Source organism: Hydrogenophaga sp. FW305-3-2-15-A-LB1 (assembly GCF_058787875.1).
The window spans coordinates 1-26,340 of the sequence record NZ_JBYTAE010000072.1 but is presented as its reverse complement, the minus strand read 5'-3'; the positions used below and the strand labels follow the sequence as shown (position 1 = coordinate 26,340).

The 26,340-nt window shown below is 66.7% G+C and carries 25 protein-coding genes; 8 read left to right on the top strand and 17 right to left on the bottom strand.

All coding sequences use genetic code 11. The features are described 5' to 3' along the window. Positions 1-23: 23 nt before the first annotated feature. The 7 genes from AC3WPZ_RS20625 to AC3WPZ_RS20595 form a co-directional block, all read right to left on the bottom strand. Positions 24-797, bottom strand: coding sequence for a class II aldolase/adducin family protein (locus tag AC3WPZ_RS20625; RefSeq protein WP_492441274.1), 774 nt, complete (start codon positions 795-797; stop codon positions 24-26). A gap of 4 nt (positions 798-801) precedes the next feature. Next, positions 802-1,527 (bottom strand): dienelactone hydrolase family protein, encoded by a 726-nt coding sequence (locus AC3WPZ_RS20620; protein ID WP_492441272.1) that lies wholly within the window; start codon positions 1,525-1,527, stop codon positions 802-804. A 21-nt stretch (positions 1,528-1,548) separates the two neighbouring features. Beyond that, on the bottom strand, positions 1,549-2,649 hold the full coding sequence (locus AC3WPZ_RS20615) for an alcohol dehydrogenase catalytic domain-containing protein (RefSeq protein WP_492441270.1): 1,101 nt from the start codon (positions 2,647-2,649) through the stop codon (positions 1,549-1,551). Positions 2,650-2,683: 34 nt separating this feature from the next. Further along, the gene (locus AC3WPZ_RS20610) at positions 2,684-3,661 is read right to left on the bottom strand and encodes a hypothetical protein (RefSeq protein WP_492441268.1); all 978 of its coding nucleotides are present in this window, start codon (positions 3,659-3,661) and stop codon (positions 2,684-2,686) included. Between the two features lie 115 nt (positions 3,662-3,776). Then, positions 3,777-4,637: a fumarylacetoacetate hydrolase family protein gene (locus AC3WPZ_RS20605; RefSeq protein WP_492441266.1), complete on the bottom strand. Its 861-nt coding sequence runs from the start codon at positions 4,635-4,637 to the stop codon at positions 3,777-3,779. Beyond that, the gene (locus AC3WPZ_RS20600; protein WP_492441264.1) at positions 4,634-5,563 is read right to left on the bottom strand and encodes a VOC family protein; all 930 of its coding nucleotides are present in this window, start codon (positions 5,561-5,563) and stop codon (positions 4,634-4,636) included. Before AC3WPZ_RS20600 ends, AC3WPZ_RS20605 begins: the two co-directional genes overlap by 4 nt. Further along, entirely contained in the window at positions 5,560-7,218 is a 1,659-nt protein-coding gene (locus tag AC3WPZ_RS20595) for an FAD-dependent monooxygenase (RefSeq protein WP_492441262.1), read from the bottom strand. Before AC3WPZ_RS20595 ends, AC3WPZ_RS20600 begins: the two co-directional genes overlap by 4 nt. A gap of 91 nt (positions 7,219-7,309) precedes the next feature. Between AC3WPZ_RS20595 and AC3WPZ_RS20590 the strand changes: the two genes are divergently transcribed. Next, the gene (locus AC3WPZ_RS20590; RefSeq protein WP_444688839.1) at positions 7,310-8,209 is read left to right on the top strand and encodes a LysR substrate-binding domain-containing protein; all 900 of its coding nucleotides are present in this window, start codon (positions 7,310-7,312) and stop codon (positions 8,207-8,209) included. 22 nt (positions 8,210-8,231) lie between these two features. On the opposite strand, the gene AC3WPZ_RS20585 is transcribed toward AC3WPZ_RS20590, so the two are convergent. Both AC3WPZ_RS20585 and AC3WPZ_RS20580 read right to left on the bottom strand, forming a co-directional pair. Then, positions 8,232-9,200 carry a TAXI family TRAP transporter solute-binding subunit gene (locus tag AC3WPZ_RS20585; protein ID WP_492441260.1) on the bottom strand — a complete coding sequence of 323 codons (969 nt, stop codon included), beginning with the start codon at positions 9,198-9,200 and terminating at the stop codon, positions 8,232-8,234. A gap of 11 nt (positions 9,201-9,211) precedes the next feature. Next, positions 9,212-10,183: a Bug family tripartite tricarboxylate transporter substrate binding protein gene (locus AC3WPZ_RS20580; protein WP_492441258.1), complete on the bottom strand. Its 972-nt coding sequence runs from the start codon at positions 10,181-10,183 to the stop codon at positions 9,212-9,214. Positions 10,184-10,381: 198 nt separating this feature from the next. Here AC3WPZ_RS20580 and AC3WPZ_RS20575 point away from each other — a divergent pair, with 198 nt between their 5' ends. The 4 genes from AC3WPZ_RS20575 to fahA are packed head-to-tail and all read left to right on the top strand — an operon-like array spanning position 10,382 to position 14,174. Further along, positions 10,382-11,062, top strand: coding sequence for a TetR/AcrR family transcriptional regulator (locus tag AC3WPZ_RS20575; RefSeq protein WP_492441256.1), 681 nt, complete (start codon positions 10,382-10,384; stop codon positions 11,060-11,062). A gap of 10 nt (positions 11,063-11,072) precedes the next feature. Continuing rightward, a complete protein-coding gene (locus tag AC3WPZ_RS20570; RefSeq protein WP_444688835.1) occupies positions 11,073-11,861 on the top strand; it encodes a cyclase family protein in 789 nt (262 codons plus the stop codon). A gap of 39 nt (positions 11,862-11,900) precedes the next feature. Continuing rightward, complete coding sequence (locus tag AC3WPZ_RS20565; protein ID WP_492441254.1) at positions 11,901-12,896, top strand: Bug family tripartite tricarboxylate transporter substrate binding protein; 996 nt, start codon at positions 11,901-11,903, stop codon at positions 12,894-12,896. Between the two features lie 6 nt (positions 12,897-12,902). Next, the gene (fahA, locus tag AC3WPZ_RS20560) at positions 12,903-14,174 is read left to right on the top strand and encodes a fumarylacetoacetase (protein ID WP_492441252.1); all 1,272 of its coding nucleotides are present in this window, start codon (positions 12,903-12,905) and stop codon (positions 14,172-14,174) included. A 30-nt stretch (positions 14,175-14,204) separates the two neighbouring features. Here the strand turns inward: fahA and AC3WPZ_RS20555 are convergent, their stop codons facing one another. Next, positions 14,205-15,071 carry a serine hydrolase domain-containing protein gene (locus AC3WPZ_RS20555; RefSeq protein ID WP_492441250.1) on the bottom strand — a complete coding sequence of 289 codons (867 nt, stop codon included), beginning with the start codon at positions 15,069-15,071 and terminating at the stop codon, positions 14,205-14,207. Between the two features lie 24 nt (positions 15,072-15,095). Next, the gene (locus AC3WPZ_RS20550; protein WP_492441248.1) at positions 15,096-15,497 is read right to left on the bottom strand and encodes a helix-turn-helix domain-containing protein; all 402 of its coding nucleotides are present in this window, start codon (positions 15,495-15,497) and stop codon (positions 15,096-15,098) included. 105 nt (positions 15,498-15,602) lie between these two features. Here AC3WPZ_RS20550 and AC3WPZ_RS20545 point away from each other — a divergent pair, with 105 nt between their 5' ends. Both AC3WPZ_RS20545 and AC3WPZ_RS20540 read left to right on the top strand, forming a co-directional pair. Continuing rightward, complete coding sequence (locus AC3WPZ_RS20545; RefSeq protein ID WP_382152567.1) at positions 15,603-15,806, top strand: hypothetical protein; 204 nt, start codon at positions 15,603-15,605, stop codon at positions 15,804-15,806. Continuing rightward, positions 15,803-16,096: a hypothetical protein gene (locus AC3WPZ_RS20540; protein ID WP_492441245.1), complete on the top strand. Its 294-nt coding sequence runs from the start codon at positions 15,803-15,805 to the stop codon at positions 16,094-16,096. Before AC3WPZ_RS20545 ends, AC3WPZ_RS20540 begins: the two co-directional genes overlap by 4 nt. A gap of 224 nt (positions 16,097-16,320) precedes the next feature. Here AC3WPZ_RS20540 and AC3WPZ_RS20535 read toward each other — a convergent pair whose 3' ends face one another. The 5 genes from AC3WPZ_RS20535 to AC3WPZ_RS20515 all read right to left on the bottom strand — a co-directional run bounded on the left by AC3WPZ_RS20535 (position 16,321) and on the right by AC3WPZ_RS20515 (position 23,938). Beyond that, positions 16,321-17,121 carry a hypothetical protein gene (locus AC3WPZ_RS20535; RefSeq protein ID WP_492441243.1) on the bottom strand — a complete coding sequence of 267 codons (801 nt, stop codon included), beginning with the start codon at positions 17,119-17,121 and terminating at the stop codon, positions 16,321-16,323. 2 nt (positions 17,122-17,123) lie between these two features. Then, positions 17,124-18,896 (bottom strand): restriction endonuclease subunit S, encoded by a 1,773-nt coding sequence (locus tag AC3WPZ_RS20530; protein WP_492441241.1) that lies wholly within the window; start codon positions 18,894-18,896, stop codon positions 17,124-17,126. Continuing rightward, positions 18,893-20,365 (bottom strand): type I restriction-modification system subunit M, encoded by a 1,473-nt coding sequence (locus AC3WPZ_RS20525; RefSeq protein ID WP_492441239.1) that lies wholly within the window; start codon positions 20,363-20,365, stop codon positions 18,893-18,895. Before AC3WPZ_RS20525 ends, AC3WPZ_RS20530 begins: the two co-directional genes overlap by 4 nt. A 20-nt stretch (positions 20,366-20,385) precedes the next feature. Then, positions 20,386-22,845 (bottom strand): EcoAI/FtnUII family type I restriction enzme subunit R, encoded by a 2,460-nt coding sequence (gene hsdR, locus AC3WPZ_RS20520; protein WP_492441237.1) that lies wholly within the window; start codon positions 22,843-22,845, stop codon positions 20,386-20,388. A 265-nt stretch (positions 22,846-23,110) separates the two neighbouring features. After that, a complete protein-coding gene (locus tag AC3WPZ_RS20515; RefSeq protein ID WP_492441235.1) occupies positions 23,111-23,938 on the bottom strand; it encodes a hypothetical protein in 828 nt (275 codons plus the stop codon). Between the two features lie 324 nt (positions 23,939-24,262). On the opposite strand from AC3WPZ_RS20515, the gene AC3WPZ_RS20510 reads away from it, so the two are divergent. Beyond that, positions 24,263-25,588, top strand: coding sequence for an NAD(P)/FAD-dependent oxidoreductase (locus tag AC3WPZ_RS20510; RefSeq protein ID WP_492441233.1), 1,326 nt, complete (start codon positions 24,263-24,265; stop codon positions 25,586-25,588). A gap of 11 nt (positions 25,589-25,599) precedes the next feature. Here the strand turns inward: AC3WPZ_RS20510 and AC3WPZ_RS20505 are convergent. After that, the coding region (locus AC3WPZ_RS20505; RefSeq protein ID WP_492441231.1) for a class I SAM-dependent methyltransferase at positions 25,600-26,340 on the bottom strand (741 nt) is incomplete at its 5' end.

Sequence of the window (26,340 nt, the reverse complement as noted above, 5' to 3'; positions counted from 1 at the left end):
TGAGAAATGAGAACCCAGATGGCTCAGGCGCGCCGGCGCCGGGCCTCTTCCTTCCACAGCGCCCAGGGCCGCTCGGCCTGGGCCTCGTGGCTGCTCATGCACGAAGCGCACTCGGCCTCGCTCAGGTAGCTCACCTCGCCCAGCCCCAGGGCGGTGGTCTGGACGCGCGCGTTCACCTCGGCATACACCGCGCGGTACACCACCTGCTTCAGGCTCTCGCCCACCACGGTGCTGCCGTGGCCGCGCATGAGCACGATGGGATGGCCCTCGAACTGGCGCGCCAGCGCGGCGCCGATGCGGCCGTCGCGCACCAGCAGGTCGCTGCCGTCGCCCACCACGTCGCGGATCTCGAACACCGGCGCGTCGGTGCCGATAAAGCCGGCCATGTGGAACACCGCGCGCAACGGCGTGCCGCGCGAGATGGTCAGCGGCACGATGGCCGGCGAGTGGCTGTGCACGATGGCCTGCACCTGCGGGTGCGCGCGGTAGATCTCGGCGTGGATGAAGCGCTCGATGTAGACGCGCCGCCCGCCCGCGTCGATGGGCTCGCCATCGAGCGTGAACGAGACGATGTCCGATGCGCCCACCTGGCCGGGCGCCATGTTGCGCGCGAGCAGGAAACGCTCGGGGTCGCGGTCGTGGCGCACGCTGACGTGGCCGAAGGCATCGACCACGCCCTGGTCGTAGAGGATGTGGTTGGCGCTGACCAGGTCCGCCAGCAGGCCGTCGCCCGGGGGCAGCGGCGCGCGCTTCACGTCATCGAGGGCAGCGGCCAGGGAAGTGGAGGGTGGGCACATGCGCTCATTGTCCGGGAGGCAGCTCGGTATTCAGGAAATCCAGCGTGCGCCCCCAGGCCTGGGCCGCCGCGCCTTCGCGGTACATGGCGGGGCGCGCGTCGCACAGGAAGGCGTGCCCGGCGCCCGGGTACACGTGCTGCGCGAAGCGCACACCGGCGGCCTGCAGCGCGCCATCGATGGCCTGCACCTGCGCGGGCGGGATGGTCGGGTCTTCCGCGCCCACGTGCAACAGCAGCGGCGCGCGGATGGCGCCCGCCTCGCCCAGCGTGGCGTGGGGGCCGACGGCGATGCCCGGCCCGTAGAACACCACGGCCGCGCCCAGATCGGGCAGGCGCGTGGCGGCGGTGAAGGCGGCGCGGCCACCGAAGCAGAAGCCCACCACGGCGCTGCGGCCGGCCTCGATCTGCTCCGCGGTCTGCAGGTGCGCGAGCACGGCCTGCACGTCTTCGAGGATGGGCAACACGCCGATCTGCGAGATCAGGGCCACGGCCTCGCTGTGCTGCGCGTAGGCGAGTTCGCGCGTGCCGCTGCGGTGGAACAGGTCGGGCGCGAGCGCCAGGAAGCCTTGCGCGGCGAAGCGCCGAGCGATGTCCTGGATGTGCGGGTTCACGCCGAAGGCTTCCTGCAGCACGATGACCGCGCGCGTCGCGGGCGCGGCGGGGCGCGCCACGTAGGTCGGCATGGGGCCGGCGGCGGTCGGCACGGTGATCCAGGGGGTCTGGTCTTGCAATTCAATCTCCGGTGGAAAGGGTCAGGGTTTCACCACCGCCATCCAGATGGGCAGGGTGCGGGTGCGGGTGGCTTCCAGCGCCTCGTTGACCTGCTGCAGGCCGAAGCGGTGGGTGATGAGGTCTTCCGCGTCGAGGCGCTGGTCGGCCAGCAGGGCGAGCACCTCGTCGGTGTCCGAGCGGGTGCAGGCGCGTGTGCCGACGAAGCGCCAGCAGAAGATCATCATGTCGCGCAGCGCGAAGGGCAGCGCGGCGTTGCTGCCGCCCATGTGCACGAAGCTGGCGCCCTGGGCCATGGCCAAGGCGGCCTGCGCCGAGCCCGGCCCGTCGGGGAAGTAGTCGAGCACGGCGTCGGCGCCGCGCGGCATGAGTTCGCGCAGGCGTTTCGTGAGGCCTTGCGTCTCGGCCCAGTCAGGCGCGAGTTCGTCGAGCACCGCGAGCTGCACCGGCAGGTCGCCGGCCAGCGGGCGCAGGGCTTCGAGCCGCTCGCGCGAGCGGCCCACCAGCACCAGCTCGCGCGCGCCGTAGAAGCGCGCGAGCTTGATGCTGGCCGTGCCCATGGTGCCGGTGGCGGCGGTGATGACCAGGCGGCCGGTGGCGGGCAGGGCCGCGCCCTTGAGCGCGCGCACCGCGTTGGCCAGGTCGTGCACCTTGGCGCCCACGTCGAAGCTGACATGCGCGGGCAGGCGGTCCAGCAGGTCGGCGGGCACGCAGGCGTACTCGGCCAGGCCGCCGTTGTGGTACTTCGCGTACAGCGCCATCGGGCCACGGCCGAAGCCGGCGTGGCCCATCATGGCGGCGTCGTTGCACATCTGCTGGCGGTCCGAGCGGCAGTAGTCGCACTGGCCGCACGAGAGCATGGGGTGCACGCGCACCCGCGCGTCCTGCCAGGCGGCGTCCACGCCACGGCCCAGCGCCACCACGGTGCCGGCGATCTCGTGGCCCGGCGTGGTCGGCAGGTGCTTGAAGCGACCCATCTCCAGCAGCTTCATCATGCCGGGCGCGATGCCGGCCGACGCCACCTTGACCAGCACCTCGCCCTCGCCCGGCGTGGGCACGGGCAGGGTCTCCAGGCTGAGTTCGCGCGCACCGGGGTGGGCGCGCGCGGCCATCATCGTTGACATGTCTGTCTCCTTGTTGTGATTGGTTCTGAAGCGCTCAGGCGCCACGCAGCCGGGCCAGCTCGTCGGTCGGCAGGCGCGTGCCCTGGCGCAGGGCCGGCGCCACCTGCGGGATCGGCAGGGTGCTGGCCAGGGCCAGGTGTTCGCTCGGGCCGCTGTGCAGGCTGGTGAAGGCGATGCCGCGCGGGATCTGCACGAAGTCGCCCGGCACCAGGTGCACGCTGCCGCGCTGCGTGACCAGGGTGCGCTCGCCCTGGATCTGATACTGCACCTCGCAGGCGTCGCGGTGGCGCGTGTACACGGCGCCGTCGTCCGAGGCCTTGCGCGAGCGGCCGATGGCAACGGCCGCGCTGCGGTACAGCCATTGCAGGCCCTCGCCCTCGGGGTGCAGCACCTGGATGCGCTCGGCGTCCTGCTCGGCGTGTTGCAGCAGCAGGGCCTCGTCGACCGGCGAGAGCGCGAGGTCCTGGCCCGGGCCGCCCACGCCTTCGGTGGTGAGCTCGTTGATCACCGCCGGCGTCCAGCCGGGGAAGGGCGTGCTCAGGTACTCGGCCTGGCGGCTGGGGGCGACCAGTTCGCGCACCGGGCCGGGCACGTAGAACAGCAGGTGCACGTCGTGCCGGCCGAAGTTGTCGTGCGCCACGCCGTTGGGGATGCGCGAGAAGTCACCCGGCCGCAGCTCCACCGTGCCGAGTTCGGTGATGAGGGTGCGCTCGCCGCAGACCTGGAACGAGAGCTCGTCCACGCCGGTGTTGCGGTGGTAGAAGGGCTGGCGGCCGTTCATGTTCTGCCATTCGATGCGGATGTCCGCGCTCTCGTACACGCCCACGGGCGGCGCGAAGGCGCGCTCCACGTAGGCCGCGCCGAGGTGCGCCACCTCGATCGGCGGGTACTCGCGCGCCCGCTTCATCGGGGACGGCAGCGGATCGGCGAGCAGCAGCGCTTCGCGGCGCTCCAGCACATAGGGCGGCGCATCGAAGGGAAAGGCATCGATGTGTTCGCGGACCAGCTTCATGGGGTTTCTGCCTGACATGGAAATTGCGTGAAGGAAAACAGCACGGTGGGAGCATGCCCACCGGTGCGGCCGGGGTCAAACCCGTTTCTCGGATGCTGAGAAACAGGCCTGGCAATCATCGCTCGTCCACGATGGGGTTGCGCAGCACCCCCACGCCTTCGACCTCCACCTCGCACACGTCGCCCGGCTTCATCCACAGCGGCGGCTTGCGCGCCAGGCCCACGCCGGCGGGCGTGCCGGTGATGATGAGGTCGCCCGGCACCAGGGCCATGGCCTCCGAACACGCGGCCACCAGCGTGGCCACGTCGAAGATCATGTCGCGCGTGTTCGCGTCCTGCACCACCTGGCCGTTGAGCCGGCATTGCAGGCGCAGGCCGTGCGCGCCCGGGGGCAGTTCGTCGGCGCTCACGAACTCGGGGCCGAAGCCCCCGCTGCGGTCGAAGTTCTTGCCCATCATCCACTGGTTGGAGCGGAACTGGTGGTCGCGGAGGGAGCCGTCGTTGAACAGCGTGTACCCCGCGACGTGGTCCAGTGCGTCTTCCTGGCGGATGTAGCGGCCGCCCTTGCCGATCACCGCCACCAGCTCGGCCTCGTAGTCGAACTGCGCCGACACGTGCGGCCGCACCAGCGGCTGCCCGTGGGCGACCCAGGACGAGGGGTAGCGGTGGAAGATCACCGGGTGCTTCGGTTTCTCGAAGTGGCTTTCGGTCGCGTGGTCCACGTAGTTCAGGCCGATCGCGAAGGCCTTGGCGGGCTCCAGCACCGGCGGCAGGTAGGTGAGGCCGGCAAGCGGGCGCGCGTGCTGGCCGCGCTCGATGGCCGCGCGCGCCGCGCGAAAACCCGCCTCGCCCTGGCGCAGCAGCTCGTCGAGCGAATCGGGCAGGCCGGCGGCGGTGAGGTCCAGCAGGGTGTGGTCGTTCACGCGCGCGCCCAGGCGCGCGGCGCCGCTCTCGTCTTGGAAGGCAATCAGTCTCATGGGGTCTCGTGGTTGGTGATGAAGTGGGTGGGAACGGCCGGGCCCCAGACGAACAGCGCGTCCTCGGCGGGGTGGTCGGCGGCGGGCCAGTCCAGGCCGGCGGGCACATGATCGATGCCGGCCGAGTACTCGCAGAAACTGCCCCAGGGGTCTTGCACGTAGTTGAAGTAGTTGGAGCCGAGCACGTGCCGGCCCACGCCCCAGCCGTCGCCGTAGCCGGCGCTGCGCATCTGGTCCATGCCCTGACCCACCTCGTCGAGGCCGGGCACGTCCCAGCTGCTGTGGTGCAGGCCGGGGCCGTGGGATTTCGCGAAGGCCACCAGGTGGTGGTCGCTGCCGTGCGGCGTGTGCAGGAAGGCGATCACGTCGCCCGAGCGGTCCGACAGGCGCAGGCCGAGCATCGATGAACAGAAGGCCAGCATGCCCGGCACATCGGGCGTGAACTGCAGGATGTGCGAGAGGTAACGCGGCCGCACGGGCCCGAGCCGGCTGCGCGGCGAGGCCTGGCCCTGGCCGGGCACGGCGGGCACCGGCGGCCGGGGCACCGAGGGTGCGGACGGCGAGACCTTGGGCGCGACCACCAGCTGCAGCGCCAGGCCATCGGGGTCGCGCAGCCACAGCCCCGGCTCCTGCGCCAGCGGGTGCGGCTCGCCTGCGCGGCCCTGCGCCGCGATGCGCTCGGCGAAGGTCTCCACGTCGTCGGCGTGGATGCCGTAGGCCACATATTGCAGGCGCTTGCGCTCGCCGCCTTCGAGTACGTGCGCCCAGACGTGCGGGTGGCCGAAGGTGCGCAGCAGCAGGCGCTCGCCCTCGAGCCGCACGTCCAGGCCGAAGCAGGTGTAGAAGCGCTCGGCCTCCGCGAGATCGGGCACGGTGAAGGTGAAGCGGTGCACCGAATGCACCGCGGCGGGCAGGCGGGTGTTCATGCGAAGGCCTTCTGTCGAGGGGAAGAAACCGCGGTGTGGCCGGTGATGCGCGCCACCAGCGCGTCCGGCGCGTCGGGCCAGTCATCGCCGCGCCAGGCCACGTGCTGGTCGGGCCGCACCAGCGTGAGCCGGGTCGGGTACAGCTCGGCGAACGCGCCCCAGGCCGGGCGCAGCACGGTGAGCGGCACGCCCGCGGCGCGCAGGCGCTCGCGCACGGCCTGCACCACGGTCTCGGGCACGTCGGCGTGCGCGAGCAGGGTGAAGCCTTCGCCGAAGTGGTCGTACAGCGAGCTGCCGTCGTGCAGCCAGGCGTGTGGCGCGCGCGCGCCGGGGCGGTTGGAGGGCACGTAGTTGAGGTAGTCCATCTGCGGCGCGCGGCTGCCGTCGTGGGCGATCACGGGCGAGTCCTCGTAGCGGTAGCCGAGCACCACGCCCAGCGTGGTGAACTCGCGCGACTTGGCGGCCTGGATGCGCGCGCCCACGTCCTCGCGCAGGGCCGCGCCGGCCGGGTCGTCGGCGTCCAGCCCGGCGCGCGCGAGCTGGTTGCCCAGCAGCGCGTGGTTGGCCACGGCCTCGTCGAGCACCATCTGGTGCACCGGGCGGCGCTCGGCCATGTAGCTGTCCAGCAAGGCCTCGCCGCCCCAGCCCGCCAGCACGGCCGCGAGCTTCCAGCCCAGGTCCACGCTGTCGGCCACGCCCATGTTCATGCCGTAGCCGCCGAAGGGCGGGTGCAGGTGGCAGGCATCGCCCACGAGGAACACGCGCCGGTCGCGGTAGTTGTCGCCCAGGAAACGGCTGGCCACCCACTCGTCGGTGGACAGGGCGCGGTAGGGCAGGTCGATGCCGGTGGCGCGGCGGATCAGCGCCGCGCTGCCCTCGGCGTCGAGCCGGAAATCGGGCGGCACGCCGGTGGGCATGAAGAACCAGGTGTCGCCCCGGTCCATCGGGCCGATCAGGCTCGGCACGTCTTCATTGATCTGCCAGTACATGATGGCCGGCCCCAGCGCGTGGGCCTGCGCCAGGCCCGGTGCGTGGAAGACGATGTTGTAGTTGCGCGAAAGGCCGTACTGGCCTTCGAGTTTTGCGCCCATGCCTTCGCGCACCAGGCTGCGCGCGCCGTCGGCGCCCACCAGGTAGTCGGCCGACACCGTGTAGGTGTCCTTGCGCTGGAGGTCGCGCACCGTGACGTGCACGCCTTGCGCATCCTGCTCGAAGGCCAGCACCTCGCTGTTGAAGCGGATCTCCACGCCCGGCAGCGTCTGGGCGTGGGCGCGCAGCACCTCTTCCAGGCTGTACTGCGGGATCCATTGCGCGTGCTCGGCGTAGAGCGGGTTGCGGCCCGGCGCGCAGAAGAAGGCGTTCTCGAAGCGCGTGAGTTCGTGGCCCGAGAGGCGGGTGCAGAACACCACGTTGGACGGGTAGTCCACGCCCAGCGGCGAGGCCGCGCGCAGCTGCGGCGCGATGCCCCAGCGCCGCAGGTGCTCGCGGGTGCGCACGTTGGTGGTCTTGGCGCGCGGCGCGTAGCCCACGCGGTCGTTGCGCTCCAGCAGCAGGCAGGGGATGCGGCGCTGGCCCAGCTCGATGGCCAGGGCCAGGCCGGCGGGGCCGGCGCCGACGATGAGCACGCGGGGAATCACGGGGGGCGAGGTCTTCATGCGGCCGCATCGTAGGCAGCCACCGCGAAATGGAAAAGACGGAGAATTGTGGGATGCGATATGGTTTTTCGATCACCCGGAGCGGGCCGGCATGAAGTTCAACGCCTTGCGGGATTTCCTCGCCGTCGCCGAGCGCGGCAGCCTGCGCGCGGCCGCGCGCCAGCTGGGCAGCGCGCAGCCCGCGTTGAGCCACAGCATCAAGGAGCTGGAGAAGGAACTCGGCGTGGTGTTGTTCGAGCGGCGCTCCACCGGCGTGGTGCTGACCGACATGGGCGCGGCCTTCCACAAGCGCGTGGCCTGCGCCATGCACGACCTGCGCCGCGCCACCGAAGAGCTGGACCAGCTGCGCGGCGAGGTGCACGGCAACCTCGCGGTGGCCATGTCCAGCGTGGCGCACATCGCCCTGCTGCCGTTTGCACTCGGCGCGTTCCGCGCGCGTTACCCCCAGGTGCAGATCGACATCGTGGACGCGGTGTACCCGGGCAGCGAGCCGGGCCTGCTCGACGGCAGCCTGGACCTCTACATCGGCCCGGCGCCGGCCGACGTGGTCTCGGCGCTGCAGGTGGAAAAGCTGTTCGACAACACGCGCACCATCGTGAGCCGAAAGGGCCACCCGCTGGCGCAGGCGCGCTCGCTGCGCGAGCTGGTGGATGCGGAATGGATCACGACCTCGATCACGCACAACGCGGAAGAAGAGCTGGGCCCGCTGTTCGCGCAAAACGGCCTGCCGGCGCCCAGGCTGGTGATGAAGGCGCACTCGGCGCTCACCTTCATGGTGGCGCTGGCGAACTCCGACCTGCTGATGATGCTGCCGGTGCAGTGGATCCAGTCGGAGTCGCTGGCGCCGCTGCTGGCGCGCATCGACGTGCGCGAGCCCCTGCCCGCGCCGCCGGTGTGCCTGGTGCGCCGCGCCGGCCTGCCGCCCACGCCGGCGGCGGAGTACTTCTGCGACATGGTGCGCCGCGCGGTGCAACACATGCGCGCGCCCTGAGCGAGGGCCCTGCGCGCAAGGCTCAGAGGTGGCCCGCGGCCTCGTAGTAGCGGCGCGCGCCCGGGTGCAGGGCGATCGAGGTCCGCGCCATCGCCGAGGGCACCAGCGGGTAGCTCAGCGGGCTGCGCTGCGGCGGCAGGTGGCGGTACTGGCGCTCGATGGCCGCGCGCGTTTCCACCAGGCACCAGGTCAGCAGGTGGGCGATGTCGTCGGGCATGTCGTCGCGCACCAGGATCAGGAAGTCCGAGAAGTCGAGCGCGGGCAGCGAGGTCTGCAGCGAAGGCCAGTAACCGGCCGGCAGGTCGTTGCGGCCGAAACCGTAGTCCTTCTGGAGCTGTTGCAGCACGGCCTCTTCCGACGGCAGCGGCACCACCTGGCCGCTCTCCACGATGTCGGACCACCAGGGCGTCATGATCGCCTCCTGCAGCACGCCGTCCACCTCGCCGTCCTGCATGCGCTGCAGGCTTTCGCGCGGATTGGAGTCTTCCACGTAGGTGCCGCCCCAGCTGGCGAAGGTGGCGTCGTCGATGCCGTGCGCCTGCATGAACAGGCGCGCCACGTAGCCGATGAAGTTGGTGCCGTCGTTGCGCGAGGTCGCGATGCGCAGCGCCGGTTTCTTCTGGCGCAGTTCCTCGAAGCTGCGGATGCCCAGGTCCGGCCGCAGGGCCAGCACCATGCGGTCGTTCTGCGGCAGCACGGCCAGGGCGCGCAGGTGCGGCGCGGCGCGGCCCTGGAAGATCAGGCGGCCGTCGAGCGCGGCGGGCATGAGCATGGCCGGCGTGACGATGCACAGATCGGCCTCGCCTTCCTCCACCAGGTCGATGGCCTCGATGCCACCGGCGCGGATGCTCCAGATCGCCACGCGGCTGCGTGGGCCGCTGCGCTTGCAGAACTCTTCGCACAGCCAGGCGCAGATGCGGTGGAAATTGGCCTGGCCCCAGTCACCGACGAAGCGCAGGTGGTGGGAGTGTTCGAGGCGGGGTGCGGTCATGGTGGGGACTTTCATTCGGGCTTGACGTCGGCGTCCTTGATCACCTTCTTCCAGTAGGCGGTCTGCGCCACGATCAGCTTGCCGAACTCGGCCGGGCCCTGGCTGTGCGGCTCGAGGCCGAGCGTGATCAGGCGCCCCTTGACCTCGGGCTGGGCCAGCACCTTGATCACGTCGCGCGAGATCTCGTCCACCAGCGGCTGCGGCGTGCCCGCGGGCACCACCAGGCCGCCGAAGCCCACGGTCTCGAAGTCCGCGTAGCCGGCCTCCTTCATCGTGGGCACGTCGCGGCTCAGCGGCGAGCGCTCGGCGCCGGTGCTGGCGAGGATGCGCACGCGCCCGCTCTGCACGTGCGGCACCAAATCGGAATAACTCGCGAAGGTGGCGGTGACCATGCCGGCGGCCAGGTCCACCACGGCCGGCGCCACGCCCTTGTAGGGCACGTGCAGCATGTCGATCTTGGCCTGGTGCGCGAGCTGGCTCGCGTTCAGGTGCGGCGTGGAACCGTTGCCCGGCGAGGAGTAGGCGAACTTCGCGTTCGGCGCCTTCGCCAGCGCCACGAACTCCTTGACCGTGCGCGCGGGCACCTGGGTGTTCACCGCCAGCCACAGGCGCGCGTCGAACATCTGCGCGACCGGCGCGAAGCTGGTGACGGGGTCGTAGTCCAGCTTGGTGGAGAGAAAGGGCGCCTGGATCGTGGGCGTGACGGACAGCAGGATCGTGCGGCCGTCCGGCGCGGCTTTGGCGGCCACGCTGGTGGCCAGGATGGTGGCCGCGCCGGGGCGGTTGTTCACCACGACCGGGATGCCCCAGGTCTTGGCCAGGCCGTCGGCCAGGGCGCGCGCGGCGTTGTCGAACGAGCTGCCCGAGGAGGCCGGCGTGATCAGCGTGACGATGCCGCCCTGGAAAGGGCCGGCCCAGGCGGCGCTCGCGGCGCCCAGGCTGAGGGCGACCAGGGCACGCGCCAGGTTGCGGGAAGGTTTCATGGAGTCTCCAGTATCGAATGGGAAGCGGTGTGAGGGTCGGGATGGTGGCGCCGCGCCCCGGGGCCGGTCAATTTGCATTCTCGTTTGATGAGAATCCGCCTCGGAGATGCGGCCCGCATTCCCTGCCGACCTAGGGTTTGTACCAATGCCCCAGGCCAGACTTCAAATCTACATTTCAAATTGAAATTTGAATTTCACATGAACACCCCAGCCCCCAAACCCAAGGACTCGACGCGCTCCAAGATCGTGATGGCCGCGCTGCGCGTCTTCGCCACGCGCGGTTTCGAGGCCGCCTCGCTCAAGGAGATCACCACCGCGAGCGAGACCAACGTGGCGGCGATCCACTACCACTTCGGCTCCAAGGAAGCGCTGATCCGCGAGGTGCTGCAGACCGTGGCCGACCCGGTGAACCAGCTGCGCCGCGAGATGCTGGCGCAGCAGCCCGACGGCCCGGGCCGCTCGCTCGAGCACGTGGTGGAAGCGCTGCTGGCGCCCCCGATCCGCCTGAGCGCCGACGCCACGGGCGACGGCCGCCTGCTCACGCGCCTGATCCTGCAGGCGCGTGCGCTGCCCAGCGAGTTCACGAACAGCGCGCTGTTCCAGCAGTACGACAGCACCGCCCTGCTGTTCGTGCAGGCCCTGATGGACGCCGAGCCCGGCCTGAGCCGGCAGGACGCGTTCTGGCGCTACGCCTTCGCCATCGGCGCCATGCACTACATCGTGTCCGACGCGGACGCGGCCTACCACCGGCTCAACCGCCTCTCGGGCGGCCTGTGCGACACCGACGACCCCGAAGCCATCGTGCGCCAGCTGGTGGCCTTCGTGGTCGCCGGCCTGCGCGCGCGGCCCGTCTCGCCTTCCTCCCCCTCCTCACCGTAAACAAGCCCCCATGCCCCGCCGCATCATCGACCTCTCCGTCACGCTGGAAGACAAGCCCACCTCGCCGGCCCACCACCGCCCGCAGATCCAGTACGCCGACCACGACCAGTCGTGGGAGCTGTTCTCCAAGCTGTTCCCCGGCATCGGCCCCGACTCGCTGCCCGAAGGCAAGGCCTGGGCGGTGGAGAAGATCTCGCTCTCCACCCACGCCGGCACGCACATGGACGCGCCCTGGCACTACCACCCCACCACCGACCACGCGCTGCAGGAAGGCGGCCGCCCCGCCCCCGGCATCGACGAGGTGCCGCTGGACTGGTGCCTGCGCCCCGGCGTGAAACTCGACTTCCGCCACTTCGAGGCCGGCTACGTGGTCACGCCGCAAGACATCGAAGCCGAGCTCAAGCGCATCAACTACGAGCTGCAGCCGCTGGACATCGTGGTGGCCAACACCCGCGCCGGCGCGCGCCAGGGCCAGGAGGACTACTGGGAAAGCGCCTGCGGCTTCGGCCGCGCGGCCACGCTCTACCTGCTGGAGCGCGGCGTGCGCGTGGTCGGCACCGACTCCTACAGCTGGGACGCGGCCTTCAAGTTCGTGGTCGAGCGCTTCGAGCGCGACGGCGACCCTTCCATCATCTGGGAAGGCCACAAGGCCGGCCGCGACATCGGCTACTACCAGATGGAGAAGCTCTCCAACCTCGACCAGCTGCCCTCGCACGGCTTCGACATCAGCTGCTTCCCCATCAAGATCAAACACGGCTCGGCCGGCTGGGTGCGCGCGGTCGCGGTGCTCAACGACTGACATCCCCCTTCTCTTTTCTTTCCCTTCTCTGGAGACAACATGAGTCACGCTTCCCTTCCTTCCACCCGCCGCCGCACCGTGATGGCCGGTGCCATCGCCCTGGCCGTGGGTGGCCTGCCACTGGTCGCCTCCGCGCAGTCGGGCCCCTACCCGAACAAGACCATCCAGGTGATCGTGCCCTTCCCGGCCGGCGGCATCGTGGACAACGTGACGCGCAAGCTCGGCACCGAACTCAGCGCCAGCCTGGGCCAGACCCTGGTGGTGGAGAACAAGGCCGGCGCGGGCGGCTCCATCGGCGCGGCCCAGGTCGCGCGTTCCAAGGCCGACGGCTACACCCTGCTCACCGCCTTCGACACGCACGCCGTCAACCCGCTGCTCTACAAGCTCACCTTCGATTCCGACAAGGACCTCAAGCCCATCGCGCTGATCGCCACCTCGCCGCTGGTGCTGGTGGTGCACCCCTCGGTGCCGGCCAAGAGCCTGCGCGAACTCGTGGACCTGGCCAAGGCCAAGCCCGACACGCTGCACTACGCCTCCACCGGCGCGGGCAGCTCCAACCACCTCACCACTGAACTCTTCAAGGCCACCTCGGGCACCGCGTTCAACCACGTGCCCTACAAAGGCGGCGCACCCGCCATCACCGACGTGCTCGGCGGCCAGGTGCAGGTGATGTTCGTCAGCGTCACCTCGGTGCTGGCCCACATCCGCGCCGGCAAGATGCGCGCGCTGGCCGTGACCTCGCGCGAGCGCATCCCCGCGCTGCCCGACGTGCCCACCGTGGGCGACACCTACCCTGGCTTCGAAGCCACCTCCTGGGTCGGCCTGCTCGCGCCCGCCGGTGTGCCGGCCGACGTGGTGAGCAAGCTCAACGGCGGCGTGAACGCCGCGCTGAAATCGCCCGAGTTCCAGAAGTTCCTGGACGAACAATCGCTCAAGCCCGCCGGCGGCACGCCCGAGCAGTTCGCCGCCTTCATGAAGGCCGAAACCCAGAAATGGGGCGCGGTCATCAAGCGCCAGAACATCCAGGTGGAGTAAAGCCCCATGGCGCCGCCCCGCATCGACGACACCCACGGCGCCGGCCTGCAGAGCTGGCTGGCGTCCGCCAACGATCCCGCCACCGACTTCCCCATCCAGAACCTGCCCTACGGCCGGTTCAGGGTGGGCGATGAACCCGGCTGGCGCATCGGCGTGGCGATCGGCGACCAGGTGCTCGACCTGCAGAGCGCCGGTGTGCTGGACCACAGCGACATGGCGCGCCTGCTGGCCCTCGCACCCGAACAACGGCGGGCCCTGCGCCGCACCCTCAGCGAAGGCCTGCGCCAGGGCAGCCCGAAAGAAGCCACCTTCAAGGCCGCGCTGCACCCGCAAGCCAGCGTGCGCATGGGCATGCCCTTCGACGTCGGCGACTACACCGACTTCTACACCGGCATCCACCACGCCACCACGGTCGGCAAGCTGTTCCGGCCCGACAACCCCCTGCTGCCCAACTACAAGTGGGTGCCCATCGGCTACCACGGCCGCGCCTCCACGCTGCGCGTGAGCCCCGATGAATTCAAGCGCCCCATGGGCCAGCTGAGCCCCGGCAACGGGGCCGCGCCCACGCTGCAACCCACGAAGCGGCTCGACCACGAACTCGAACTCGGCCTGGTCATCGGCCAGCCCAGCCAACAGGGCGAACCCATCGCCATCGACAACGCCGAAGACCACCTCTTCGGCATCGTGCTGCTCAACGACTGGAGCGCGCGCGACATCCAGGCCTGGGAATACCAGCCCCTGGGCCCCTTCCTCTCGAAGAACTTCGCCAGCACGCTCTCGCCCTGGATCGTCACCCTGGAAGCGCTCGCGCCCTACCGCCAGGCCTTCACCCGGCCCGACGGCGACCCGGCACCGCTGCCCTACCTGGACTCGGCCAGCAACCGCGAACAAGGCGCGATCGACATCGCGCTGGAAGCCTGGGTGCAGACCGCCGCCATGCGCGCAGCCGGCCATGCGGCCGAGCGGCTCAGCCGGTCCAACTTCACCGACGCCTACTGGACCGCCGCGCAGCTGGTGACCCACCACACCGTCAACGGCTGCGACCTGCGGGCCGGCGACCTGCTGGGCAGCGGCACGCTCTCGGGCCCCGCGCCCGAACAGGGCGGCTCACTGCTCGAGCTCACGCAAGGCGGCCAGCGCCCCTTGACGCTCGCCAACGGCGAGACCCTGGGCTTTCTCGCGGACGGAGACACCATCGTGCTGCGCGCGCACTGCGAGCGCGCGGGGTTCCGGCGCATCGGGTTCGGGGAGTGCCGGGGGACGGTGTTGGCTCGGTAACCGAGACCCTCGGGCGCCGCCCGGCCGGCCTCAGCGCGCCAAGCACCGCGAGAGACGATCGACCACGTCTCTCTCCGCGCGGCCTTCGTCGGCCCCCGCATGAAACACCGCGCAGGTCGCCGAGCCCGCGCCCTGGGCGCAGCGGTAGACCGCCACCACACTGCCCGGCCCGACGCCGGTGTGCCCGGCCACCGTGAGTCCCGCGTCCACGGTGCCCTGCATCAGCCCCAGGCCATAACCCGCCGACGTCCACGGCCGCCCGGGGATGGCCCCGCCAAGGTGGCGCGCCGTCTGCATCTCGCGCAACAGCGCATCGGGCAGCAGCTGCCCGGCCAGCAGACCGTCCAGGAACCGCGCCGCGCCCGACAGCGGGCCCACCAGCAGGCCGTGATAGACCCAGCCCGGGTGGTAGGCCAGGCCCGCCACATCCGCCGGGGTTGTCGCGAGAAGAGCACCCGCCACACCCAGCGGTGCCAGCGCCCGCTGCACCAGCGCGTCTTGCAGCGCGAGGCCGGTCACGCGCTCGATGAGCCGCGCGACATACAGATAACCCACATTCGAGTACCACCAACCGGTTCCGGGCTCATACCGCAGACGGCTGGCATCCAGGCGCTGCAGCATCTCACCCGCCGGCCAGGGCGCCTCATGGCGCGCCACGGCGGCGTGGTACTCGGGCAGCTCGCCATAGTCCGCCAGCCCGGCCTCGTGCCTTAGAAGATGGCGCAGCGTGAACGGGCCTTCGGGCACCGCATCGTCGAGGCCGACCAGGCCGTCACGCACCAGGGTCAACGACGCGGCTGACAGCACCGTCTTCGTGAAACTCCACCACGGCACCGCCGCGTTGTGCGGCTCTTCATGCGGCAGGGGCGAACCGTTGCAGATCAGCGAGAAGGCCATGGACGGATCTTCAGGCTGGCCTGACTAGTCGATCTTCTTTTTTTGTTTGGCGGGGGCGGTGGCCTTTGCCCGCGGTTTTCGGGCTGGCGCGCTCGAAGCCGTTGGTGCCACGCCCTTGGCCATCAGCGCGGCGTGCTTCACCAACTCGAGCTGCGCCTCCGGGGTGCATCGCTCGAAGTCGTCCAGCAGCGAGCGCTGCATTGGGTCCAGGTCCAGCCTGGTGCCGACGCGCTCGCCCGTCAGCACGTAGTACACGTCCATGCCCAGATCGATCAAACGCATCAGCACCTCGGCATCCGGACTGCGCACCCCTCTCTCGTAGGTCCCTATCGCGCGCATCGAGAGCCCAGTGGCATCTGCGATCTCCTGCTGAAGCAGGCCGAGCCGGCGTCGCTCTTCGCGAAAACGTGAACCAAAAGTATTCATTAAATCGCTCAAATAGCTTACAATGGATCGTTTGATCGCATTTTTCCGCTTGGTTGTGTATTTTTCCGTTACTCAATGCTAGCCCAGGGAAGGAGCTACTTCGCCATGACCCGATCAGCTGACTCTTCGACACGCAAGCGCGTGCCCAACGGCGTCAACAGCTCGCGCCCCATCGCCCTGCGGCTCACGCCGGCCGAACTGGAACGTGTGAAAGAACGGGCCGAGCGCGAACACCGCTCCATGGCCAGCGTGTGCCGCCTCGCGGTGCTGCGTGAGCTGGGCATGAACGACACGGGGACGGCCCCATGAAACTCCGCCAGATCCCATTGCCCGAGCCGGTCTACCTCATGCGCTGCACCGTGCCCGCGCAGCGCATGTCACTCTCGATTCAGCAGCGCACGATGGCAGGCCTGAGCGTGGCCGCGAGCCGCACGGCGGAACCGGATGTGCCCGCCGTGGTGCTGCTGCAGGCACGCGAAGTCCCCTTCGAACTGGAATGGAGCCTCAGCCCTGCGCAGGCGAGAGCGCTTGCGGCAAGGTTGCTTGACGCTGCGGCAAGCTGCAACAGGCTTGATAGCGTGACGGGCCCTGCTTATTAAGAGTGAACGGGCCGCGCGAGCCCCCTTAGGGAATCGCGCCCAACGTAGATCAATAGCCGCGATGCAGCGGTTGCTGCCTTCAGCTTCCGACGCGGCGGCTTGAGTCGCCTGCTCAAACGAGGCCGTTCGACAAAGCCAACACGTGTTGTCCGAGCTAGTGGATTGATGGCATGGTGTGGCCGCCAAGGTCCAGGCTGCTGTGCAGCTCAATCCGCAAGGCTTGCCTACTGAGGCTGTAGTCCTTCCCGACTCAGGTAACCCTGAGCACCCGCCCAGAGTGCTTGGCGCCATTCAGCGTCTTTTCCGGGCAAGGGTTCGATCAAGTCCTCCGGATGCCATTTGCCCTGGCGGCGTCTTGCTACCTCGGGAATGAGCTTCTTGCCGGCCTCCAACTGCTGAAGCTGCGCCATCGGTACATCGCTGCCCAAAACCCAGATCCCCAGTGAACGGGCGACCGCGATCACGGCGAGCAGGTTCTCGAGGCAGGGCGCGTGGTCGAGGCTCCAGTGGTCGGACAACAGCCAGTACCGGGTGAACTCAGTCTCATCGAGGCCGTCGGTGGTTTCCTCGTAGATCAGGCACAGCGGTCCATGGCCCTGTGGAATGTCCTGGCCCAGCGGCTTCCATACAGCGAGGTAGCGGGTGACATGGGGCGCAACTTCAAGACGGTGCGCGAGCCAGTCCCGGTAGCCAGCGGGCGCCTTGTAGTGGTCTTCCAGCAGGTGAGGCTGCTCGTCGACGTTGTCGAGCCACGAGCGCCGGATGGCCAGGTAGTTCGCGGCCCAGTCCAGCAGCTCGTGCGTGAGCTTGTCTTTCAGCTTGTCCGGCGCAGAGAACGCAGCATTCGGCAGCTTCAACTCCGTTGGAAGAAGGCGCGGGATCTGCTGGCGGGCGATGCCGTAGGCCTCGAAGGTGTCGATGAGGCGTTTGGCCTGTGCGCGGGCTGGGTCCAGGCGGTCGCGCAGCAGGCTCCACGCTTTACCCAGCAGACCGAACACTCCGGTGGCTTCGCCGACGAACGACATGCTCAGGCCACCTCGTCGATCAGGGCATCGGCCAGGTGGGACTGCGTGATCTGACGGGCGGCGAGGCGCTGACGCAGGTCATTGCACAGGCGGCGCAGGGATTCGACGCGGGCGACGATGCGGGATTGTTCTTCTCTCGGTGGTAAGGGAAACCGGATATTTTTAAGTTTCGTTCCGTTGTAGTTTGCCTGCCCAGTTTGTTGCGTCAGATCGGGCTCAATTTCGTTACTTCGGCAGTCGCTTGTGTTCATGTAGAGATTTGCATACTCCGGTGAACAAAATCGCTCCATGAGACGAATCCGAATCAAGTAAGAGGCAAAGGTGACGGAGCGGTTGTAGCCGGGAAAAATTCCAGTTTTACCAACGAGTTCATAGCTGTTGGTGCGGTTGAAAAGCACGTCCCCCTTCTCAAGTAACAACGACGGCAATTCATCTTGAAGATCCTTCAAATACTTCAAGTTGCCCATCACTACCTTGCCACCTTGAATGTTGCCCATCCTGAGAATGGGAACTCCACTCGAATCGTCGCTGGCTTTTTGAGAAGAGCCATAGGTGAATGACTCGCCTACCACACCAAGACGCGTCCAAATCCATCCAGATGGAAGGGCGAATGGAAACTCGTCAACGGTAGGCAAAGGTTTGTCCCGCTTGATCTTGCCTTCCGCGATCAGTCCATCCTTCTCTGCGCGAATTCTCTGCAGCAACACACTGGCCGACTCGTCGTTCGGGTCCTGGGGCACGAGCAGGCCGCGCACGGCCAGTTGCAGGATGGTTTGCTCCAGGGCGTCGATGGCTTCGCGGCGGTCAAGCAGGAGGTTGAAGTGGGTGGCGACGCGTTGCCAGTTGTCGGCCAGTTCTTCGGGTGAGTTGCAGGCGGTCAGCGCGCCCAGCAGGGTTTGCACGAGCTGTGCGTGTTGCGCGGCTTCGAGCTGGCCCTTGGCTTCGAGGGCGTCGCAGAGGCGCATGAGTTCTTCGATGCGGATAGTGATACGGGATTGTTCGTCGGCGGGAGGCAAAGGGAAGGGCAGCGGTCGCAGCTTTGCCAACGAAACGTTGGCAATGTTTGTCGTTTGGCTTGAGCTGTCGATCAGCATCGCACGAGCGTAGGGGGTGCGCAGCACAGCCATTGCATACCGAGGGTCAATCTTGCGTGGGCGTAAGACGCCAAGAAATCCACCAAACGTAGCTTCTGGATGAGGAATATGGTCGATCAGAGCTACTTTTCCGACCAACTCACGGCTGTTCGCCATGGACATCACGATATCGTGATGTCGAATGAGTTGGTATTCATGGCCCATGAATGAGCGTTCAACAAAAAGCAGGTCATCCCACTCGATGGTCTGTTGGACATTCGAGGTGCGAAGGCAGGCTATCCGGCCGGGCGCAGGATCTTTCGTTTTGTGAGTCGCTGGGAAGGTAATGCCGCGAACAATGTCGATGACCGCGCCCAAGGCAGCCCAGCTCCACGAGACGGGCAATTTGAACGGCAGCGCGTCTTCAGCTAACGTGGGTTCTTCCCTTTCGCGCTGCACCATCTTCGCAGCGATAAGCTGATCTTTCTCAGCTTGAATGTCCTTCAGCAGCTCAGTCGCTGGTGCATCGCTTGGGTCTTGCGGCACCAGCTTGCCCTGTACCGCCAGCGTCAAGATCAGCTCGCGCAGCTTGGTCACGCCACCTGGGGCTTTTCCCAACAGGTCAAAGTGCTGCACCAGGGGCGGCGGCAAGGTGCTCAAGTATTTCGCGACGGGTTCGCGAGCTCCCAGCAGAGCGCTCATCCGCGGGCTCCAATGAGCGATTCCGCCAAGATGGCCTTGAGCTCATCGCGCAGGACCTGCGCTTCGCTTTGCAACCTGGCGTAGTCGGCCAGCAGCACTTCGGGGTCGTGGCTCACCACGTCGGCCGCGTGAGGGTTCTTCTGGTCAAGGTTGTAATTGGCGGCTTTGATCTGGTCGATGCTCACCTTCCAGGCACGCTCGTTTTCCTCCCGGGCGGCGAAGCCGCCAACCTCGCTGCCCCACCAGGCCTTCTCGGCGTCGAACTCTTCGATGCGGATGGGCTTGGTCTTGTTGTAGCTCTTCACGCCCTCGGGGTAGGGGTGTTCGTAGTACCAGATGTGTTGCGTGGGCTGGCCTTTGGTGAAGAACAGCAGATTGGTCTTGATGCCGGTGTAGGGCGCGAACACGCCGTTGGGCAGGCGCACGATGGTGTGCAAGTTGCACTCGGTCAGCAGCTGTTCCTTGATGCGAGTCTTGACACCCTCGCCAAACAGCGTGCCGTCGGGCAACACCAGCGCAGCGCGGCCCTTGGCTTTGAGGATGTGCTTGATGAGCACCAGGAAGAGGTCAGCCGTTTCCTTGGTGCGCACATCGGCGGGGAAGCCGTGCTCAATACCCGGCTCTTCAATGCCACCGAAGGGCGGGTTGGTCAGCACCACGTCCACCCGGTCAGCCTGGGTGACTTCTCGCAGTGGGCGGGCGAGCGTGTTGTCATGGCGGATGTTGCTGGGCACCTCGATGCCGTGCAGCATGAGGTTGGTGACGCACAGCATATGGGGCAGCTGCTTTTTCTCGACGCCGCGAATGCTCTGCTGAAGCCGCGCTTCGTCTTCGGTGGTCTTGACCTGCTGGCGCAGGTGTTCGATGGCGCAGACGAGGAAGCCGCCGGTACCGGTCGCGGGATCAAGCACCTCCTCCCCGAGCTGAGGGTTGACCATGTCCACCATAAACTGCGTGACTGCGCGCGGCGTATAGAACTCCCCCGCATTCCCGGCGCTCTGCAAGTCCTTGAGGATCTTTTCGTAGAGATCGTTGAACTGGTGCCGCTCACTCTGGCGGTTGAAGTCGATGGTGTTGAGCTTGTTGACCACCTGACGCAGCAGGTGACCACTCTTCATGTAGTTGTAGGCGTCTTCAAACACGCCACGCACCACGTAGCCGCGCGGGTTGCGCACCGGATCGGCCGGCAGGTTCTTGAGGGTGACGAACAGCTCTGTGTTGACGAAGTCTTGCAGGTCGTCGCCTGTCATGCCCTCTGGGTTGGCAGCCCAGTTCCGCCAACGCATGCTCTCGGGAATCGGGCTCTTGTAGGCGTCGCGGGTGAGTTCCAGTTCTTCTTCGAGCGCGTCAAAGACCTTAAGGAACAGCAGCCAAGTGAGTTGCGAGATGCGCTGGGCGTCGCCATCCACGCCAGAGTCCTGGCGCATGATGTCTTGGATAGATTTGATGACAGGAGAGAGGTTGGACATGCGTTCGGGGAGTCAGGGAATCAGGGCACTGCGGGCGAATACAGCTCGCGTTCCAATGTGTTCAGGGCTTCAAGGTATTGGGAACGGCCACCGAAGCTGCGGATCAGCTCCACCGGCAGGCCCAGCTGGTTGACCGGGGGCAGGCTGAGCACGTTGTTGGCTTCCAGCGTGGTGATGCCTTCGTCGGCGTATTTGTCGAGCAGTGCATCGATCACCTGGCGAGCCATGGGGCCGTACTGGGTGAAGACGTTGCGCTTTTTCACGCGGCTGGCACGCTCGCGCCGGGTGAGCGGTGGCATGTTGTAGGCCACGTGCAGCAGCAGGTCGAAGGGGTCGAGGTCTTTCAGACCAGTGTGGGCGATCTCATCGGCCAGCGCTTCGATCAGCACGCCCTGGCGCTCCAGTTCTTCGATAAGAGCGGCTTTGCGCTCGGCGTCGTTCCAGGCTTGTAGGAACTTGTCGAGCGAGTCGTATTGGCGGGTGAGGTTGATGCGGGTGTAGTCGCGCAAGCTCTCGGTGATCAGTTTCCCGTCGGCATTGAGGTACTGCACGCGCTCACGGGCGACCGAGACGGTGACCATGCCACCGACGATGTACTTCTTGGGCTCTGTGTTGCCGCCTTCGCCGGGGCCATCGATGATCGGCCCCAGAGGTGGCAGTCCATCGCCCGGAGGCTGTGGCACACCCGGGTCATCGACCGCAGGTGGTTCGATGGGGTCGCCTTGGCCGGGCTCGTAGATCTGCACCGGGTCGCCGTCAAACGCGGGGTCGGCGAAGAGCTCGGTGGCGCGCTTGAAGTCCATGATGGTGAACCAGCTCTTGCCCAGGTCTTCGCGCAGGCGGGTGCCGCGACCGATGATCTGCTTGAACAGCGTCATCGACTTGATGTTCTGGTCCAGCACGATGAGCTTGCAGGTCTGGGCGTCCACCCCGGTGCTCATGAGCTTGGAGGTGGTGGCAATCACCGGGTAGGGCTTCTCAGGATCGATGAAATTGTCGAGCTCGCGCTTGCCTTCCAGGTTGTCGCCGGTGATCTGCACCACGTATCTGGGTTGGGTGGCGCAGATGTCGGCGTTGGCATTGGCCAAGGCCTGGCGCATGCGAGCAGCGTGGTCGATGTCTTCGCAGAAGACGATGGTCTTGGCGTTGCGGTCGGTGGCCTTGAGGTATTCGGTGATCTTGGCGGCCACAGCTTCGTCGCGCTTTTCCAGCACGAGCTTGCGGTTCATATCGGCACCGGTATAGACCCGGTCTTCAATCAGGTTGCCGGCCTTGTCCATCATGCCCTCGGTGGGGCGCCAGCCGAAGGTGTCGCGGTCCAGGTCGACGCGGATGACTTTGTAGGGCGCGAGGTAGCCGTCCTCTATGCCTTGCTTGAGGCTGTAGGTGTAGACCGGTTCGCCGAAGTAGTGGATGTTGGACGCGGTGTCGGTTTCCTTGGGCGTTGCGGTCAGGCCGATCTGGGTAGCGCTGCTGAAGTAGGTGAGGATGTCGCGCCATGCCGAGTCTTCGGCGGCACTGCCCCGGTGGCACTCATCCACCACGATGAGATCGAAGAAGTCGGGTGAGAACTGCTTGTAGATGTTGCTTTCCTCTTCCGTGCCGGTGACGGCCTGGTAGAGCGAGAGGTAAATCTCGTAGCTCTTGTCGACCTGCTTGGTCGACTTGTTAACCGCCAGCTCCACAGCATCGACAGTGACGCTGCCTTGAGCATCAATGCGCTCCACACCTTTGGCGTTTGGGCTGAGCTTGGCCATGGCACCCTTGAAGGGGCGGAAGTCGTTGACCATGGTCTGGTCGATCAGGATATTGCGATCGGCCAAGAACAGGATGCGCTTCTTGGCGCCGCTCTTCCATAGGCGCCAGATGATCTGGAAGGCGGTGTAGGTCTTGCCAGTTCCTGTAGCCATGACCAACAGCACACGGTTCTGCCCACCGGCGATGGCTTCGACCGTGCGGTTGATGGCGTTGAGCTGGTAATAGCGCGGGGTTTTGCTGGGGGAATAGTCGAACCCGGCAATCCGCTCGACCTCTGGTGACCAGCCCTTCCAGGTGCAATAGCGCCGCCAGAGTTCAGCCGGGCTGGGGAACTCTGCCAGCGAAATGGTCTGCTCCAGCACGCCGGTGGTCAGGGTGGCGTCACGGAAAACAAATCCATCGCCATTGGACGAGAAGCTGAAGGGCACGCCCAGCAGGTCCGCATAGTTGATGGCTTGCGCCATGCCTGCGCCCACGGCGTAGCTGTTGTCTTTTGCCTCGACCACAGCCAGCGGGATGTTGAGCTTGTAAAACAGCGCGTAATCGGCACGCAGCACCGTGGCCTTGTCCCGATACGCCTTCTGGCCGCGAACGACCACGCGGCCCGCCCGAAGGGGGAACTCACGGTAGATCTGGTCCATGCCGTCCCAGCCAGCAGTCTCCATGGCCGGGCGGATGAACTTGTCGCAGATGTCGCTCTCGGAGAGATTCTTCTTGTCCATCGGTCTCCCTGGGCTCGAATCGGAATGGTGTGCGGCACGGGCTTTGCCCTTGTTACACGGCCATTATCGGGCACCCCTGAAGCAGCCCAGGCGTGTTGAGCGGGGGGATGAGCGTGCCGATTTCGAACTTTGATCTTCAGCGGCTCAGCCTGGGTGAATGATCCGCAGCGAGAGCGGCGGCCGTCATCTCGCTGTGCTTGACTGCGGCTAGCCAAGCGCGATCTTTGCGAAAGCGTTGAAGCAGTCGTTCCGCTCGACGGAGGCGTTAGACCCGCCCCGACAACAGCTGCATGAGGTCATGATAGGCATCATTGACTTTGCGCTCCTTGCTGAGCACACCGTTGAAGAAGGTTGCAGTCAGGACGTATTCGTGGTCAAGAAGATCGTTCGTAACCCTCTTTTCACCCAGGCCCTCGAGTCGGCCCATTTCCAACCAATCGATGGAGGCCCACATCTTGAGGTAGAAGTACCGAAGCAGCATAGGCTTCTTCCGCGCAAGACTGCTCGCCCGTTCCCGACTGAAACCGTTGTCTATCAGGACGCCAAGCAGAATGGATGGAGCCTGCTTCGTAAGGAACTCCAACCGCTCCTCGCGAGACGCGCGATTGCTGCGCACACTTTCAGCGAACGCGGATGATGCAACCAACTTGGTTGCATCTACGAGTTCCGAGGCATGTAGCTTGTTAGCGCTGTGATTCAGATAGTCGCGCTGAAGCTCCTGCAAGTGGTTGTCCGGGTTGCTGCGAATTCGCGCGATACCTTCCCCCTCCGTTCCGCTCTCGACGGAGGCAAGAATTTCTCTGACGAAGCGCGTTGCATCCCGGTACATCATGTGCCCGGTGACCGGTTTTCCATGGTAAAGCTCATACCTTAGCGACTCGCTTACCGATCGACCCACGAATACGCGCTGACGATAGTCGGCAAGCACTGCAAGCGAGAGACGAAGAGTCAATTCCCAGCGCTCGTTCTTGGTGATCTCAAGAAACGCGAGATCGGGAAGAACAATGCACAGATTAGGGTCTGAGGCAAGCTGAGACCGGAGTTCGTCGGCTCGCAAGAAATTCTGATCGACAACGAGATAGCGAGGTTGCATGCGCGCGGGTCTACCGTTCAAGCTGAGGTGCCCAGGCGCTATGCCGTTGGGGGCACGTTTGAAGCCCCTCTTGACGTCCTGAGCCAGTTAGAAGTGAAGGTTGGGGAGCAGTTTGACACGGTGCTCGACGACGGGATTGCGCAGTGTCTACCAGAAAGGCACGTACGCAAATGTGCTAGTTGCGAATGACGGAACCCGCAGCAATGCAACGGGCCAAGCTCAAACGCTGAACGACCGCAGCCAGTCTGAAGCGACCTTCGGGGCAACTTTTCAACGTGGTATTTTTCAAGTCTTGCCAGACTGCACCACGTTCAGGAGACCACCATGCACCCCGAAGACAACTGCGACGTCCTAGTGATCGGCGGCGGCCCCGCCGGCTCCACCATCGCCGCCCTGCTCGCGCGCGAAGGCCGCAAGGTGGTGTTGCTGGAGAAGGAGCACCATCCCCGCTTCCACATCGGCGAGTCGCTGTTGCCTGGCAACGTGGCTTTGTTCGACAAGCTCGGTGTGCGGGACCAGATCGAGAAAATCGGCATGCCGAAGTTCGGCATCGAGTTCGTGCCGCCCGATCTGGACTACTGCAGCTATGTCGATTTCGCCGAGGGTTGGGATCCGTCGATGGCATCGGCCTGGCAGGTGCGCCGTTCCGAGATGGACGAGCTGTTGTTTCGCCATGCGGCCAAGGTGGGCGCCGAGGCGCTCGAAGGCGCGAAGGTCACCGAGGTGGCTTTCGACGACGACGGCGCCAGTGCCGAGGCGGTGCTCGACAGCGGTGAAACGCGCCGCTGGCGCGCCCGCTTCGTGGTGGACGCCACGGGCCGCGACACCCTGCTGGCGAACAAGTTCAGGTGCAAGCAGAAGAACAAGGACCACAACAGCACGGCGCTGTTCGGCCATTTCCGAGGCGCGCGGCGCCTGGAAGGCAAGCGCGAAGGCAACATCAGCATCTGCTGGTTCGAGCACGGCTGGTTCTGGTTCATCCCGCTGGCTGACGGCACCACGAGCGTGGGCGCGGTGTGCTGGGCCTACTACCTGAAAGCGCGCGACAAGCCGCTGAAGGACTATTTCTTCGAGACGATCGCCCTCTGCCCGGAGCTGCACGATCGCCTGAAGGACGCGACGCTGGTGGACGACCAGGTGCATGCCACGGGCAACTTCGCCTACTCCAGCACGCACGCCACGGGCGACCGCTACCTGATGGTGGGCGATGCGTTCACGTTCATCGACCCGATGTTCTCCTCGGGCGTGTTTCTGGCGATGCAGAGCGGCTTCGACGGCGCGCAGTTCGTCGCCACGGCGCTGGATCAACCGCAGCGCCTGCCCGCGGCGCGCGCCGCGTACGAGAAGCGCGTGCGCATCGGCCCGCGCGATTACTCGTGGTTCATCTACCGCGTCACCAACCCCACCATCCGCGACATGTTCATGCACCCGAACAACCGGTTCAAGGTGAAGCAGGGTCTCATGTCGCTGCTGGCGGCGGACATCCACCACGGCCCGGCCTATCGGATGTCGCTGGTGATGTTCAAGCTGATCTACTACGTGGTCTCGGTGGCGAACTGGCGCCGCACCTACGCGGGCTGGAAGCGGCACCGCTTCAACATCCGCGACATGGGGGCCCTGCGCGGCGAGACGATCATGAAGGCCGACTGACTGAGCCCCTCTCAGGGCCGCACGGCGGTGTACTCCGAGAACACGCCGAGCTCGGTGTGGCGCTGCACCTGCTGGAAGCCCGCGCGCTCCATGGCCTGCAGAATCTGCGCGGGCGGAATGCAGGTTTCAATGGTGTCCCAGTAGTAGCGCCACAGCTCCGCGCTGCCGCGCTCGCGGGCCACGAAGCGCGCCAGGGTGGGCACGATGCGGCGCATGTAGAACTTCACCAGGGTGCGCGAAAGGCGGCTCGAAGGTTGGCTGATTTCCAGGATCAGCAGCCGGCCGCCGGGCCGCAGCACGCGGTGGAATTCGCGCAGTGCGGCGTCCACGTCCGACACATGCCGGAAGGCATAGCCGAAGCTCAGGAAGTCGGCTTCGCCCGTGGCGCAGGGCAGCTCTTCCGCCCGGCCGGCGCGCAGCTCCACGCCCGGCAGGTCCACCTGGGCCAGCATGCCTGGGCTCGGGTCCACGCCGATCAGGCGGCCGTGCTCGCCGATCAAGTCACAGGCCTGGCGCGCCAGCAGCCCCGTGCCGATGCCCACGTCGACGACCTTGTCGCCGGCGGCCAGGCCTGCCCGCACCAGCGCCTCGCGCCGGTACCAGCCACCCGAGCCGAACGCCATGGCGCGCTCGATGCGGTCGTAGTCGACGGCGGTCTCGTCGAAGATGCGGCGCACGTAGCGCGCATGGTCGGCCTCGTCGCGGTAGTAGGCGGGCAGGGGCGCATGCGGCAGGGAGGGGGTGGTGGGTTC

Excerpts from the sequence above, each read along its gene's own strand:
- AC3WPZ_RS20625 (WP_492441274.1), bottom strand. The coding sequence starts at position 797 with ATGTGCCCACCCTCCACTTCCCTGGCCGCTGCCCTCGATGACGTGAAG.
- AC3WPZ_RS20615 (WP_492441270.1), bottom strand. The coding sequence starts at position 2,649 with ATGTCAACGATGATGGCCGCGCGCGCCCACCCCGGTGCGCGCGAACTC.
- AC3WPZ_RS20610 (WP_492441268.1), bottom strand. The coding sequence starts at position 3,661 with ATGAAGCTGGTCCGCGAACACATCGATGCCTTTCCCTTCGATGCGCCG.
- AC3WPZ_RS20605 (WP_492441266.1), bottom strand. The coding sequence starts at position 4,637 with ATGAGACTGATTGCCTTCCAAGACGAGAGCGGCGCCGCGCGCCTGGGC.
- AC3WPZ_RS20600 (WP_492441264.1), bottom strand. The coding sequence starts at position 5,563 with ATGAACACCCGCCTGCCCGCCGCGGTGCATTCGGTGCACCGCTTCACC.
- AC3WPZ_RS20595 (WP_492441262.1), bottom strand. The coding sequence starts at position 7,218 with ATGAAGACCTCGCCCCCCGTGATTCCCCGCGTGCTCATCGTCGGCGCC.
- AC3WPZ_RS20590 (WP_444688839.1), top strand. The coding sequence starts at position 7,310 with ATGAAGTTCAACGCCTTGCGGGATTTCCTCGCCGTCGCCGAGCGCGGC.
- AC3WPZ_RS20585 (WP_492441260.1), bottom strand. The coding sequence starts at position 9,200 with ATGACCGCACCCCGCCTCGAACACTCCCACCACCTGCGCTTCGTCGGT.
- AC3WPZ_RS20580 (WP_492441258.1), bottom strand. The coding sequence starts at position 10,183 with ATGAAACCTTCCCGCAACCTGGCGCGTGCCCTGGTCGCCCTCAGCCTG.
- AC3WPZ_RS20575 (WP_492441256.1), top strand. The coding sequence starts at position 10,382 with ATGAACACCCCAGCCCCCAAACCCAAGGACTCGACGCGCTCCAAGATC.
- AC3WPZ_RS20570 (WP_444688835.1), top strand. The coding sequence starts at position 11,073 with ATGCCCCGCCGCATCATCGACCTCTCCGTCACGCTGGAAGACAAGCCC.
- AC3WPZ_RS20565 (WP_492441254.1), top strand. The coding sequence starts at position 11,901 with ATGAGTCACGCTTCCCTTCCTTCCACCCGCCGCCGCACCGTGATGGCC.
- fahA (WP_492441252.1), top strand. The coding sequence starts at position 12,903 with ATGGCGCCGCCCCGCATCGACGACACCCACGGCGCCGGCCTGCAGAGC.
- AC3WPZ_RS20555 (WP_492441250.1), bottom strand. The coding sequence starts at position 15,071 with ATGGCCTTCTCGCTGATCTGCAACGGTTCGCCCCTGCCGCATGAAGAG.
- AC3WPZ_RS20550 (WP_492441248.1), bottom strand. The coding sequence starts at position 15,497 with ATGAATACTTTTGGTTCACGTTTTCGCGAAGAGCGACGCCGGCTCGGC.
- AC3WPZ_RS20545 (WP_382152567.1), top strand. The coding sequence starts at position 15,603 with ATGACCCGATCAGCTGACTCTTCGACACGCAAGCGCGTGCCCAACGGC.
- AC3WPZ_RS20540 (WP_492441245.1), top strand. The coding sequence starts at position 15,803 with ATGAAACTCCGCCAGATCCCATTGCCCGAGCCGGTCTACCTCATGCGC.
- AC3WPZ_RS20535 (WP_492441243.1), bottom strand. The coding sequence starts at position 17,121 with ATGTCGTTCGTCGGCGAAGCCACCGGAGTGTTCGGTCTGCTGGGTAAA.
- AC3WPZ_RS20530 (WP_492441241.1), bottom strand. The coding sequence starts at position 18,896 with ATGAGCGCTCTGCTGGGAGCTCGCGAACCCGTCGCGAAATACTTGAGC.
- AC3WPZ_RS20525 (WP_492441239.1), bottom strand. The coding sequence starts at position 20,365 with ATGTCCAACCTCTCTCCTGTCATCAAATCTATCCAAGACATCATGCGC.
- hsdR (WP_492441237.1), bottom strand. The coding sequence starts at position 22,845 with ATGGACAAGAAGAATCTCTCCGAGAGCGACATCTGCGACAAGTTCATC.
- AC3WPZ_RS20515 (WP_492441235.1), bottom strand. The coding sequence starts at position 23,938 with ATGCAACCTCGCTATCTCGTTGTCGATCAGAATTTCTTGCGAGCCGAC.
- AC3WPZ_RS20510 (WP_492441233.1), top strand. The coding sequence starts at position 24,263 with ATGCACCCCGAAGACAACTGCGACGTCCTAGTGATCGGCGGCGGCCCC.